This is a genomic window from Shewanella sp. BJSY2023SW001, assembly GCF_047314685.1.
GTDB lineage: Bacteria > Pseudomonadota > Gammaproteobacteria > Enterobacterales > Shewanellaceae > Shewanella > Shewanella indica.
Map to the genome: position 1 here is coordinate 1 of NZ_JBKORF010000077.1, position 12838 is coordinate 12838.

Below are 12838 nucleotides of genomic sequence, written 5' to 3' on the forward strand. Positions count from 1 at the left end.
AAACAACTCATTAGCGCCAAATTAAGTTTGCGTGACTATAACGGGCAGGTGGGTGAGGCATTGGCAGGGGTTAAGGCATTAAACAAAGTCATAAGGCTGGGTATGCCTGTTCGCCAGAAAATCTCGTAAAGCAGCTGAAAGCCTAGGGGTAGTTGCGTTCAAGCGAATGATTTGATCAACAACGCCCCGTAAAATACCCGAGAAGAGATTATCGAAACGTCCCCTCCGAGCCGAACCGCTATGCTTATTGCGTGTTGCGATTTGCTGCTGCACTTCTTGGAAGTCGGAGATTGATACAATCGCAGGGTAGTATTCAGGGATCGGCTCACCAATTGGCTGTCTTTGACCATCAACTCTTGTACAGTTTTGATACTCACCAATCACCCTACGGTTCCTTAAAAGGGAGCCTACACCAGATGGCCGCCAAGGATTGTTCTTACGAAACTCTGTGTGCCCCTCATTATTTATGAATCGCTGCAATTCGAGTATATCCATAACCTTGCATTGCCAGAGCGAACATACGCTGCACTATGGCCGCCCTTTCAGGAATAATAGCAACACGATCCCCTTCCCATTTTAACCACTGAGGAAGATAGGCGTTGCGAATAAGCGTTTTGCTTTCTACTGCAGCCTTTCTACTTTGTTCCCATACAGCTTTAGCCCTTCGGCTTTTCATCTCAGACTCTTCATTGGCACGACTCATATAAACCAAACTGAGCATCAGCTTTGACATATCCAGTTGCCCTTGCCGATATTCAACTTCATCGGTTAAAGTCACGACAACAATGCCAGCTCGTATAATCTCCATGAATTGCATGAGTGCATCTTCCACATTCTGTCGGCTTAATCTGTCATGAGACTCTACTAACAGATATGCCCCTTTAGGGATTTTGCCGTCCTGAACCAAGCGGAGAAAGACCCCTAGTGCAGCGTCTCTGTTGGCACCTTTAAATGCACTTACCCCCATATCTGCTAAAGCAAGCTCTTACAGTTCCAACCCCTTTCTCTTGGCATAATCACGAGCCAACTCAAGCTGACGTCTTGCACTATCACCCCGTACTTGTCTTGTTGTACTAAACCTAAGATAAGAATAAGCCTTGGTGGTGCTCATCATTTTCTCCTGTGGTATGTTTACCCCAACACAAACAAACAATTAAAACAGCATGGAAGTCGAACAGAACTCTCAAACAATAATGTACGGTATTTCTCCCCAAAAGTGCGACACGGTAAAAAAAGCACGAAAATGGTTGGAGGCCAAGGGCCTGCAAGTGACATTTGTGGATTTTCGTGAGCAGGAACTTTCACAAGACACACTCAAGGCCTGGGTCGAGCGCATCGGCTGGGAGGCGGTACTGAACAAACGCTCCACTAGTTTTCGCGCGTTGGATGACGCCGATAAGCAGGATATCGATAGTGCCAAAGCGATATCCCTGATGCTGGCCAATCCAACCCTTATCAAACGCCCTGTACTGACCCGGGGGCTAGATGTGATGACCGGCTTTAAAGAAGCCGACTACCAAGCGTGGTTCGGCCTATGAGTCAGCAGGTGCTTGAGCTTGCCAAGGCGTTGATCTCCCGGGCATCTGTTACCCCTCTGGATGAAGGCTGTCAGGCATTGATGGCCGAGCGACTCGCCAAACTGGGCTTTGCCAACGAGTCCATGGTGTTTGAAGATACCACCAATCTCTGGTCTCGCCGCGGTACTCAGGGGCCGGTTTTTTGTTTTGCCGGCCATACCGATGTGGTACCGCCGGGGGACTTGGCCAATTGGCATACTCCGCCCTTCGAGCCAGTGGTCATCGATGACTATCTTCACGGCCGCGGCGCCGCAGATATGAAAGGCTCGCTGGCAGCCATGGTGGTGGCCACCGAGCGTTTTGTGGCCGCCCATCCGAACCATCAAGGCTCTATCGCTTTTCTGATCACCAGCGATGAAGAAGGCCCCTTTATTAACGGCACCACCCGAGTGATAGACACCCTGGAAGCGCGCAATGAAAAGATCACCTGGGCCTTGGTCGGTGAGCCATCCAGTACCCTCAAACTGGGCGATGTGGTCAAAAATGGCCGCCGCGGCAGCCTCACCGGCAATCTCGTCGTCAAGGGTATTCAAGGACATGTGGCCTACCCTCATCTGGCGGATAACCCTGTGCACAAGGCTGCGCCGGCGTTGGCCGAACTTGCCGCCATGCAGTGGGACAAAGGCAATGAGTTTTTCCCGCCGACCAGTTTTCAGATAGCCAATATCAATGGCGGCACCGGGGCATCCAACGTGATCCCGGGTGAACTCAAGGTGATGTTCAACTTCCGTTACTCCACCGAAGTCACCGCCGAAGAACTGATTAAGCGGGTCGAGAATATCCTCGATGCCCATGGACTGAATTATGAGCTTGGCTGGATCTTCAACGGCCTGCCATTTTTGACCGGCGATGGCCCACTGCTTGAAGCGACCCGCCAAGCGATTAAAGAGGTAACAGGCTCAGAGACCGATCCGCAAACCTCAGGCGGCACTTCAGATGGGCGCTTTATTGCCCCTACCGGTGCTCAGGTAATAGAGTTGGGGCCGGTGAATGCCACCATTCACAAGGTCAATGAGTGCGTGAAAGTCGCAGATCTCGAGCTGTTGGCCCAGTGTTATCAGCGTATCCTGGAAAAACTGTTGTTGGAGTAAGTGATGGCAAGGGGCGATTTTCTCTATGGTATGGAGACTGAAAAAGCGCCGCTAAGGACACTGGTTAGTCTAAGCGGCAGTGAAAGCGGTTCAGGCGCTGAAGTTTGGCTGGAAGCCGAGACGGCCAAGGCCTTTCTTGAGATGCAGGCCGCTGCCGAGCAAGATGGCATCGCCCTGGCCATCTGCTCTGGTTATCGCAGCTTTGAGCGTCAACTCACAATTTGGAATGCCAAAGCCTCAGGGAAGCGCCCTCTACTGGATAAAGACTCACGTCCAGTGAGTGACATCGGCGCCCTTAGTGATGATGAGTTAGTGGCGCTTATTTTGCTTTGGTCGGCGCTGCCTGGCGCCTCTCGCCACCACTGGGGAACGGACGTGGATCTCTTCGACAGCGCCCAAATCAGCAAGCATGAACTCAAGTTGGTTAACGCCGAGTATCAACCCCTGGGCCCTTGCTATAAATTGGACCTGTGGCTGGACGAACGCGCCCCGGATTTTGGCTTCTACCGCCCTTTTCAGGCTGGACTCAGTGGCGTCAGCCCGGAGCGCTGGCACTTGAGTTTCCTGCCAAAAGCCAAAGGGTTTCTCGAGCAGTTTGATAGCGAGCGTCTGCGGCAAATACTCGACCACAGTGACATAACACTCAAGCAAGGTTTGCTTAGACGTTTGCCGGAACTGGTCGAGACTTATGTGAGGCACATTGCCCCCTATCCGGAAAGCCTCACATAAATGCCATTGAAGTAGGTTTGAATGAGCGAGTTTAAATAAACATCATGCAATTTCGTCCCCGGATCCTAAGCCGGCAAACTTGAGGTATCCTGTGTCCCAAACAATAAATCCGGGATACCTTTCAACAATGACTGACTTCAATCAATATCGGCAGCAAATCGAACTCAGGGGCGAAACCCTCAGCTATCTGGATCTGGGCCAGGGCCCTGTGCTGCTACTCGGCCACAGCTACCTTTGGGACGCCACCATGTGGCAACAACAACTGCCTGTACTGGCGAAACACTACCGCTGCATAGTGCCGGATCTCTGGGGCCATGGGCAGTCAGGCGCGATTCCTGCGCTTACCGAGAGTCTGGCGGATATCGCCGCCGATATGTTGACCTTGATGGATAAACTCAGTGTCGATGAATTCACTGTCATCGGCTTGTCGGTCGGTGCCATGTGGGGGGCCGAGCTGGTTCTGAAGGCGCCTTCTAGAGTCAAGGCGTTGGTGATGATGGGCAGCTTCCTCGGCTTTGAGCCCGAAGTTACCCGCAACAAATATATGGCCATGTTGGATGGTATCAACCAATTGGGACAAATTCCTGCGCCCATGGCCGAGCAGATAGCGCCGATGTTTTTTGCCGTGACCACAGCAAGTTTACGGCCACAACTGCTGAGTGATTTCGCCAGCGCCCTGCAAAGTATTTCACCAGAACGGATCCCTGATACCGTCGCCATGGGCAAACTGATTTTCAATCGCCGCGACGCCATGGAAGATGCCGATAACTTGACTCTGCCCTGTTTAATCATGTCAGGTGTGGAAGACACGGCGCGCACTGTACTGGAATCCTTTTTGATGGTCGATGCCATAGACGGCGCCGAGATGGTGCAGATACCGGCAGCCGGCCATATTTCTGTGTTGGAACAGGCCGATTTTATCAACCAAGCCCTGCTGACTTTTCTTAAAAAACATCACTGAAATCCGGCCGCGATGGATAGACCAGCGCGGCTTTATTTTCTGATACACTGCCGAAAATAAATCGGACCACTGTGTTCCCATAAGCCATTTTGTGAGCCTGAATGAAAATACTGAAACCGCTTTTTGAAAACAACCGCCGCTGGGCAGCCAGAATAAGCACTGAAAACCCATCGTTTTTTGAGCAGTTGGCCAAACAGCAAAACCCCGAATATCTCTGGATAGGTTGTTCCGACAGCCGGGTTCCCTCCAACCAGATCATAGATCTGATGCCGGGAGAAGTATTTGTACATCGCAATATCGCCAACATGGTGATCCACACAGATCTCAACTGTTTGTCTGTTCTGCAATACGCAGTCGATGTCCTCAAGGTAAAGCACATCATGGTAGTGGGCCACTACGGCTGCGGCGGCGTCAAGGCCGCCATGGGTACCGACAGACTCGGGCTTATCGACAACTGGCTGGGGCATCTTAGGGATATCTATCGCCTGCATCACCCAGAGTTGGAAACCCTCAATGAAAAACAACGGTTTGATCGCCTTTGTGAGCTCAATGTGATTGAGCAGGTCGCCAATGTCACCAGCAGCAACATAGTTCAGGAAGCCTGGGCCAAGGGGCAAAATCTGTCGATACACGGCTGGATCTACGGAATCGACAATGGGCTTTTGACCGATCTGGATGTCACAGTGGATGGCGGACATCAAAGGGTGGAGTGATCCAAACGGATAAGGGGCGCAGCTGCGCCCCTTGCTTTATCGGTGAAATTTTACCCAGTTGGATTTTTTCCGAAAGAAAGCATCGCAGTATGTTGGCCACCCCGTTATAATTCTGCAGTTAACACGGGTGCTCAGTCATCCGGTCACCCGGCGCACTTCGCGTAACAGCCTTATGGCATAAGGCCTTTTCTGGCGTGACCCTCCCAGAGCACAATACTATCTAAGGAGATATCTTCCATGCCCGGTTTTGAATTGTTTGGTCCTGAAGAAAAACAGGAAGTAGCAGACGTCATGGAGAACGGATTCACCTTCCGTTACAACTTTGATGCCATGCGTAATGATCGCTGGAAAACCCGCGATATGGAGCAGCTCTTATGTGACAAGATGAATGTCAAGCATGCTCACCTGCTCTCCAGCGGCACTGCCGCCCTGCAAACCGCACTGGCCGCCGCCGGTATCGGTGCCGGGGATGAAGTGATTGTTCCTCCTTTCACCTTTGTCGCTTCTGTTGAGGCAGTATTCATGGCCGGTGCCATTCCGGTATTTGCCGAAATCGATGAGACGCTGTGTCTGTCACCCGAGGGCATCGAAGCCGCCATTACCCCACGCACCAAGGCGGTAAACCTGGTACACATGTGCGGTTCCATGGCCAAGATGGACGAAATCAAAGCCATCTGTGAAAAACACAATCTGGTACTGCTGGAAGATGCCTGTCAGGCTATTGGTGGCAGCTACAAAGGTCAGGCACTGGGTACCATAGGCGCTGTGGGTTGTTTCTCTTTCGACTCGGTTAAAACCATCACCTGTGGTGAAGGTGGCGCTGTGATCACCAATGATGAAACCATCTACAACCACGCCCACATGTTCTCTGACCACGGCCATGATCATATAGGTAATGACCGCGGCGCCGAGTCTCACCCTATCATGGGTCTCAACTTCCGTATCAGCGAAATGAACGCCGCCCTGGGCCTGGCTCAGCTGCGCAAACTGGACACCATAGTGGAGATCCAGCGTCGCAACAAGAAGCTTATCAAAGACGCCATGGCTGATATCGAAGAAGTTACTTTCCGCGAAATCCCCGATCCTGAAGGCGACAGCGCCGGTTTCCTCAGCTTTATGCTGCCAACCGAGCAACGCACTCAGGAAGTCAACAAGGCGCTGGCTGCCAACGGTGTCGATGGTTGCTTCTACTGGTATGTCAACAACTGGCACTACCTGAAGAACTGGCATCACATTCAGCAGCTCAAGAGCCCTGCTGCCCTGCCGATCACATTAATCGAAGATCGTCCGGATTATACTAAAGTTTCTGTGCCCAAATCTGACGCTATCATGAGCCGGACCATTTCCATGCTGATCAAGCTGTCCTGGACTGAAGAACAGATTGCCGAGCGCATTGCCAACATCAAGAAAGCATTTGCCCAATAACCTAAAGGGAGCTGGTTGCTATGAGTTTCAAGAATTTTAAAGTCGTCCCCAAAATGATCTTTGGTCGCGGTTCTTTTGTCCAACTGGATGAAGTGCTGGCCGCCGAGCGCAAAGAAGCCAACGACTTCGTGGTTTTCGTCGTGGATGACGTTCACAAAGGCAAGCCACTGGAAGGCCGTTTGCCTTTGAAGGAGCAAGATTTCTTACTGTGGGTCAATGTCGACGAAGAACCAACCACAAAGCAGGTTGACAGCCTTACCGAGCAAGTTCAGGCATTCAACAGCAAACTGCCTGTGAGCGTAGTCGGTCTTGGTGGCGGCGCCACTATGGATCTGGCCAAAGCCGTATCTTTGATGCTGACCAACCCAGGTGGTTCTGCCAAGTACCAGGGCTGGGATCTGATCAAGAACCCAGCCATTCACCATATCGGTATCCCTACCATTTCCGGTACAGGTGCCGAAGCTTCACGCACTGCAGTGCTGTGCGGCCCTGAGCGTAAACTGGGTCTGAACTCTGACTACACTGTATTTGATCAGATCATCATGGACTCCGAGCTGATTGCCGGCGTACCCACTGACCAATGGTTCTACACAGGTATGGACTGCTACATCCACTGTGTTGAGTCTCTGCAAGGTACCTTCCTGAACGAGTTCTCCCGCGCCTACGCCGAGAAATCCATGGACATGTGCCGTGAAGTCTTCCTGGGCGATCACCCTGAAAAAGACGACAAGCTGATGATGGCCTCCTTTATGGGCGGTATGAGTATCGCCTATAGCCAGGTAGGTGCCTGTCACGCGGTTTCTTACGGTCTGTCTTATATCCTGGGTTATCACCACGGTATTGGTAACTGTATCGCCTTCGACGTACTGGAAGAATTCTACCCTGAAGGGGTTGAAGAGTTCCGTGCCATGATGAAGAAGCACAACATCCAGTTGCCTAAAAACATCTGTAAAGATCTGCCGGACGAGACCATTGCCGCGATGGTTAAAGTCACCAAGAGCATGGGTCCTTTGTGGGCCAACGTCTATGGTGACAGCTGGCAGGAAAAAGTCACCGATGAGATGCTGACCAAGCTGTTCCGCCGTATCTAAGCCGGCACAGGACTGCTATGATTAGGGCTCTTTATGAGCCCTTTCTTCTTGAATACTAGGAAAATTGAATGAAAGTCACCCTGTTGATCCCTGCACGCTATGGTTCCAGCCGCTTTCCCGGCAAACCTCTGGCACCGATTAACGGTAAACCTATGATCCAGCACGTTTATGAGCGCGCCGGACTGGCCAAAGGGTTGGATAACATCTATGTGGCAACCGATGATGTACGTATCAAGGACGCTGTAGAGGCCTTTGGCGGCAATGTTGTGATGACCGGCGCCGAAGCGGCCTCCGGCACCGACAGGATTAACGATGCCATCACCCAATTGGGGTTGGCGGATGACGATCTGGTAGTCAACCTGCAAGGGGATCAGCCCCTGATCGATCCCATCTCCATAGAGCAGATCATCAGTCTGTTCCAGCGTCATCCCGGTGAGTTTGAAATGGCCACCCTCGGCTACCAAATCACCGAAGAGGATGAATTGGACGATCCCAAACATGTGAAGATGGTGTTCGACAACGAATTCTATGCTCTATATTTCTCCCGCGCCCGGATCCCATTTGGTCGTGATATCAACGACTACCCTGTCTATAAACATTTAGGGGTGTATGCCTACACCCGCCGTTTCGTCGAAACCTTTGCCAAACTACCTTTGGGAAGACTGGAAGATCTGGAAAAACTGGAGCAACTACGGGCCCTGGAATACGGCCACAAGATCAAGGTCGCCATCAGCGCATTTGACTCGCCTGAAGTAGATACACCTGAAGATATCCGCCGCTGTGAACAGCGTCTGGCCGTAGACTGAAGCAGGTAGCAAGAGATGGAAATGTCATCTTTGGAAGTCTGGTTGATCATCATTTTGGTAATAGGCGTTATTGCCAGTAACCTGGCTGTACTCAAGTACAGTGCCAAGTTTAAAATGCCGCAATTTGGCCAGCAAAGTAAAGACAAGCAGATAAAGCGTAAGGGTGAAGCCGCCGGAAACACGGATAAAACCCCGGGCTCCCAAGCTGATGGAAAAGATCAGGACAAAAACAAAGACTGACAAAAAAGGCGCACTTTGCGCCTTTTTCATATATCTTCTCTACTTTCTACTTGAGCCTAGACTTGAGCAGGGATTAAGCTCAATAAAACTGCACATCGGAAACCCGGGTCAACCGCACACCATCAACCACCATCTGCCAGTCGCTTCCGACCCTGTGTGGCGGCTCTGATACTTCAAAACGACTGGAGAGAAAACCGATCCCCACCTCGAAGTCGTGACCTTCAAACTTCTGGATCCCACCACTTATCGAGGTGCTGCTGTTGCCATCATAACGCTGATACTCTACAGAGCCGTCGTGTTGTATAAGCAGATACATGTCAGCACTCTGCCACTCACCGGCATATTCGGCCTTATCCAGCGGCAAGGGCTGGCCGCAGCCGCCAAGGAGCCAGGCAAAAGCCAACAGCAGCAGATATCTGAGTCTAGAAGATAACTCTCTTAAATTAGTGGCTTTTGACAGACTAACAGAGTAAGGAATTACCGCTGAGCCATACATGACAAGACTCCTTTATCAGATCCGGAAAAGATTAATGACGAAAACCGCTGGCGAAAAAGGTATTTCCACAGGCAGGGCAAGACATTTTAATAGGCAGGGGCTGCAATCCAAGCAAAATCATGGTGCCAAGCCCGAGTGGTACTGTTAACCAGTTGGCAATAAAACCGAAATCGATCCTGGCCTCAGAGATACGACCATTTGCGCCCTTAAACGAACATGTCGGACATTGACAGGCGTTGTAATGCTTGATGATGCACTCGAATCTCACAAAGGCTCCTCCCTGAATCATACAAGCTTATTTATCGGCAACTGTTACGGCAGCAACTGAACTGCCCAAGAAAAACCAATAACTTTCCCCTTTTCAGACCAAACTACCCTAAAGCCAATAACAGTGCAAGCCAGCCTAAAGGACTAAAATTGTTGATTTTGTTGCCTATAAAACCACTTGAGCAAAGAAAAGGCTACCTTGGGTAGCCTTAGTCATTCACAGCTCACAGCCAAATGCTCACAGCGCTGCGATAGCCTCCTGGCACAATCTGGTAATTCTCGCCCAGTCGCCCTGCTCCATCGCTTCCACCGGGGCAATCCAGCTGCCACCAATACAATCGACATTCCCCAGCGCTAGGTAGTCTTTGTAGCTGCTCGGAGTGATCCCGCCGGTTGGGCAGAAACGGACATCGGCCAGCGGGCCGCTGAAGGCTTTGAGTGCATTGACCCCGCCTGAAGCTTCTGCCGGGAAGAACTTGAAGTGGGTATAGCCCAGCCCCAGTCCCACCATGACTTCTGAGATACTGGCCACCCCTGGAATAAGTGGGATCTTACCGGCTTTACCCGCCTTGAGCAGTTCTACAGTTGCCCCCGGGGTGATGGCAAATTGAGCACCGGCCTCTGCCGCCTGCGCCAATTGTGCTTCATTCAGAATGGTTCCGGCGCCGACCAAGGCTTCCGGCACCTCGGCCGCAATCTGCCCTATGGCCTCGAGGGCACAATCGGTACGCAGGGTCACTTCCAGTACCCGAATGCCACCGGCAACCAGGGCCTTGGCCAAGGGCACCGCATGTTCAATCTTGTTGATAACCATTACCGGAATGATCGGGCTCAGTTTAAATATGTCCTGAGGTTGCAAGGACCAGTTATTCTCAAGCATGTACTTTATTCCTTAATGATTAGTAATAGTCATCTATGGCACTGGTACTGCGAGCACCGGTTTCAGGACTGCTGAGATTGGCCCGCAGCGCACTGAACAGCTCACGACCCATGCCGTAACGCACACTTCTCAACTCCACTTTCTCGGCATTTCTTGCGGCCAGTTGCTGCTCATCGATCAGCAGACTAAGTTCGCCCTTTTCGGCATCGACCCGCAGCAAATCGCCGCTGTGTACCTTGGCTATCATACCGCCATCTAGCGCTTCCGGCGTCAGATGGATAGCTGCAGGCACCTTACCTGAGGCTCCTGACATACGGCCATCGGTCACCAGGGCAACTTTAAAACCTCTATCCTGCAAGGTTCCGAGAATAGGGGTCAGCTTATGCAGCTCGGGCATGCCGTTGGCCTTGGGACCTTGCCCCTTGACCACCACCACGCAGTCCTTATCCAGTTGGCCACTGGTAAAGAGCTCATTGAGCTGGTTCTGATCGTCGATAACCACAGCCGGAGCTTCCACCACTCTGTGTTGCTCCTGCACCGCAGAAACCTTAATAACCGCCCGGCCCAGATTGCCCTTGAGCAGTTTGAGGCCGCCGTTGCTCTGAAATGGTTTGGCCACAGAGGTCAGTACTTCGCTGTCCAGACTTTCGGCCGGGCCATCCACCCAACTGAGCTCGCCATTGAGCAACTTGGGCTCCTTGGTGTAACGCTCAAGACCAAAGCCGGCCACTGTGTTGACGTCTTGATGCAGTAAACCGGCATCCAACAACTGCCGCACCAGATAAGCCATCCCACCGGCAGCATGGAAATGGTTAATGTCGGCATGGCCGTTGGGATAAACCCTGGCAAGCAGCGGCACCACATCCGACAGCTCGGAGAAATCGTCCCAGTTGACTATGATGCCGGCCGCACGGGCCACCGCCACTATGTGCATGGTGAGATTGGTCGAGCCACCGGTGGCCAACAGAGCCACTATGCCGTTGACTATCGACTTTTCACAAACCAGTTCACCTATCGGGCTGTATTGGTTGCCAAGTTCGGTCAGACGGCACACCTGTTTGGCGGCCGCCTTATTGAGCGCCTCACGCAAAGGGTCGTCCGGATTAACAAATGAGGAGCCGGGTAGCTGCAGTCCCATGACTTCCAGCATCAGCTGGTTACTGTTGGCCGTGCCGTAGAAAGTACAGGTACCCGCGCTGTGATAGGACTTGGATTCTGCTTCGAGCAAGGCAGTTCTATCGACCTTACCTTCGGCAAACTGCTGGCGAATACGGGCTTTTTCCTTGTTGGGGATCCCGGACTTCATCGGTCCCGCAGGCACAAACAACATAGGCAGATGACCAAAGCTCAGGGCGCCAATCAGTAGCCCAGGAACTATCTTGTCACAAATACCCAGCAACAAGGCACCATCAAACATATTGTGGGACAGGCCAACAGCGGTAGCCATGGCTATCACTTCACGACTCAGCAGACTGAGCTCCATCCCGGATTGGCCCTGGGTAACGCCGTCACACATGGCCGGCACACCGCCTGCCACCTGGGCAACGCTGCCCACTTCATTGCAGGCCTGTTTCAGCAATTCAGGATAGTGTTCATAGGGTTGGTGCGCCGACAGCATGTCATTGAATGCAGTCACTATGCCTATGTTGGCCTTGTTCAACTGGCGCAGGCTGTCTTTATCGGCCGGCTGACAAGCAGCAAACCCATGGGCCAGATTGCCGCAACTCAAACTGCTGCGGTGCACGCCCTTGGCCCTGGCTTCGGCCAATGCCGCCAGGTACTTGCCCCTGTGGTCTTGGCTGCGGGCAATAATCCTGTCTGTTACGGCTTGAACTCTTGGGTGCATCTTGCCTCCTTAAGCGCTCCAGAACACATCGACCGGGGTCTTATGCTGCGCCAACACGGCACGGATCGGCATTTCCCTGGGATCGTCACTCTCGAGAGCTTGGTGATATACGGAAAGTTTGGTTTCGCCGACCAGATGCAGATAGATCTGGCGACTGTCAAGCACGGCCTTACGACTCAGGCTGATCCTGGCGTGAGGCGCATTGCCTGGATGTACGGCGCACAGCAATGCATCGGTTTCCAGCGCCTCGGTCAATTGTTCTTCGGGGGCGCAGGGAAACCAGGAGCAGGTATGACCATCATTGCCCATGCCCAACACGATCACATCAAAAGGCCGCGGAAAATTGGCCAACTGCTCTGAAGCCATACTCAACCCCGCTTCCGGGGTGGCAAACATATTCTTCAGGCCTCGGAACTTGGCGCTGGCGGCGCGATTTTGCAGTAGATGCTCGCGTACCAGGCGCTCGTTGGAGTCCTGGTCTTCGGCATCCACCCAGCGCTCGTCGGCGAGCGTGATATAAACATCGCTCCAGTCGATCATCTTGTGGCTGAGCTCGGCAAACAGTTTCAGCGGCGTCGAGCCACCGGAAACCACCAGGCTGGCCTTGCCGCGGTTATCTATCGCGTTTTGCAGCGCGCCAGCAATACGTTCAGCCAACTGGGCTTCCAGCGCAGTTGGGGTGTCAAACGATTTAAATACGGTTTCTTTAATCATGC

General features: G+C 52.4%; 15 protein-coding genes and 1 pseudogene. 10 read left to right on the top strand and 6 right to left on the bottom strand.

Annotated elements, in window-relative coordinates:
* Nucleotides 1–129 (top strand): annotated as a pseudogene (locus ACMHXH_RS17205) (IS5/IS1182 family transposase); the annotation flags it as partial.
* Here ACMHXH_RS17205 and ACMHXH_RS17210 read toward each other — a convergent pair.
* Both ACMHXH_RS17210 and ACMHXH_RS17215 read right to left on the bottom strand, forming a co-directional pair.
* Nucleotides 79–495, bottom strand: coding sequence for a recombinase family protein (locus ACMHXH_RS17210; RefSeq protein ID WP_413738371.1), 417 nt, complete (start codon nt 493–495; stop codon nt 79–81). The pseudogene ACMHXH_RS17205 and the gene ACMHXH_RS17210 sit on opposite strands and share 51 nt — an antisense overlap.
* Complete coding sequence (locus ACMHXH_RS17215) at nt 461–967, bottom strand: recombinase family protein (protein WP_052248228.1); 507 nt, start codon at nt 965–967, stop codon at nt 461–463. Before ACMHXH_RS17215 ends, ACMHXH_RS17210 begins: the two co-directional genes overlap by 35 nt.
* Nucleotides 968–1268: 301 nt before the next feature.
* Here ACMHXH_RS17215 and ACMHXH_RS17220 point away from each other — a divergent pair, with 301 nt between their 5' ends.
* The 9 genes from ACMHXH_RS17220 (at nt 1269) to ACMHXH_RS17260 (ending at nt 8633) form a co-directional block, all read left to right on the top strand.
* Complete coding sequence (locus tag ACMHXH_RS17220; RefSeq protein WP_409928950.1) at nt 1269–1538, top strand: ArsC/Spx/MgsR family protein; 270 nt, start codon at nt 1269–1271, stop codon at nt 1536–1538.
* Nucleotides 1535–2668 carry a succinyl-diaminopimelate desuccinylase gene (dapE, locus tag ACMHXH_RS17225; protein WP_039035448.1) on the top strand — a complete coding sequence of 378 codons (1134 nt, stop codon included), beginning with the start codon at nt 1535–1537 and terminating at the stop codon, nt 2666–2668. Before ACMHXH_RS17220 ends, dapE begins: the two co-directional genes overlap by 4 nt.
* A 3-nt stretch (nt 2669–2671) precedes the next feature.
* Nucleotides 2672–3397 carry a M15 family metallopeptidase gene (locus ACMHXH_RS17230; protein WP_144362172.1) on the top strand — a complete coding sequence of 242 codons (726 nt, stop codon included), beginning with the start codon at nt 2672–2674 and terminating at the stop codon, nt 3395–3397.
* 127 nt (nt 3398–3524) lie between these two features.
* Nucleotides 3525–4358 carry an alpha/beta fold hydrolase gene (locus ACMHXH_RS17235; RefSeq protein WP_071476888.1) on the top strand — a complete coding sequence of 278 codons (834 nt, stop codon included), beginning with the start codon at nt 3525–3527 and terminating at the stop codon, nt 4356–4358.
* 101 nt (nt 4359–4459) lie between these two features.
* Nucleotides 4460–5071, top strand: a complete 612-nt coding sequence (gene can, locus ACMHXH_RS17240) for a carbonate dehydratase (RefSeq protein WP_335912657.1) — start codon at nt 4460–4462, stop codon at nt 5069–5071.
* A gap of 237 nt (nt 5072–5308) precedes the next feature.
* Nucleotides 5309–6496, top strand: coding sequence for an 8-amino-3,8-dideoxy-alpha-D-manno-octulosonate transaminase KdnA (gene kdnA / locus ACMHXH_RS17245; RefSeq protein WP_039035451.1), 1188 nt, complete (start codon nt 5309–5311; stop codon nt 6494–6496).
* Nucleotides 6497–6516: 20 nt separating this feature from the next.
* Complete coding sequence (gene kdnB, locus ACMHXH_RS17250) at nt 6517–7587, top strand: 3-deoxy-alpha-D-manno-octulosonate 8-oxidase KdnB (protein WP_039035452.1); 1071 nt, start codon at nt 6517–6519, stop codon at nt 7585–7587.
* A gap of 68 nt (nt 7588–7655) precedes the next feature.
* Nucleotides 7656–8393 carry an 8-amino-3,8-dideoxy-manno-octulosonate cytidylyltransferase KdsB gene (gene kdsB, locus ACMHXH_RS17255; RefSeq protein WP_039035453.1) on the top strand — a complete coding sequence of 246 codons (738 nt, stop codon included), beginning with the start codon at nt 7656–7658 and terminating at the stop codon, nt 8391–8393.
* Nucleotides 8394–8414: 21 nt separating this feature from the next.
* Nucleotides 8415–8633 (top strand): DUF2897 family protein, encoded by a 219-nt coding sequence (locus ACMHXH_RS17260; protein WP_144362176.1) that lies wholly within the window; start codon nt 8415–8417, stop codon nt 8631–8633.
* Between the two features lie 79 nt (nt 8634–8712).
* Here ACMHXH_RS17260 and ACMHXH_RS17265 read toward each other — a convergent pair whose 3' ends face one another.
* The 4 genes from ACMHXH_RS17265 to pgl form a co-directional block, all read right to left on the bottom strand.
* A complete protein-coding gene (locus ACMHXH_RS17265; protein WP_233962405.1) occupies nt 8713–9129 on the bottom strand; it encodes a hypothetical protein in 417 nt (138 codons plus the stop codon).
* A 505-nt stretch (nt 9130–9634) separates the two neighbouring features.
* Entirely contained in the window at nt 9635–10276 is a 642-nt protein-coding gene (locus ACMHXH_RS17270; RefSeq protein ID WP_071476886.1) for a bifunctional 4-hydroxy-2-oxoglutarate aldolase/2-dehydro-3-deoxy-phosphogluconate aldolase, read from the bottom strand.
* Between the two features lie 19 nt (nt 10277–10295).
* Nucleotides 10296–12122 (bottom strand): phosphogluconate dehydratase, encoded by a 1827-nt coding sequence (gene edd, locus ACMHXH_RS17275; RefSeq protein ID WP_234501540.1) that lies wholly within the window; start codon nt 12120–12122, stop codon nt 10296–10298.
* Between the two features lie 9 nt (nt 12123–12131).
* Nucleotides 12132–12836, bottom strand: a complete 705-nt coding sequence (pgl, locus tag ACMHXH_RS17280) for a 6-phosphogluconolactonase (RefSeq protein ID WP_039035457.1) — start codon at nt 12834–12836, stop codon at nt 12132–12134.
* Nucleotides 12837–12838: the final 2 nt, after the last annotated feature.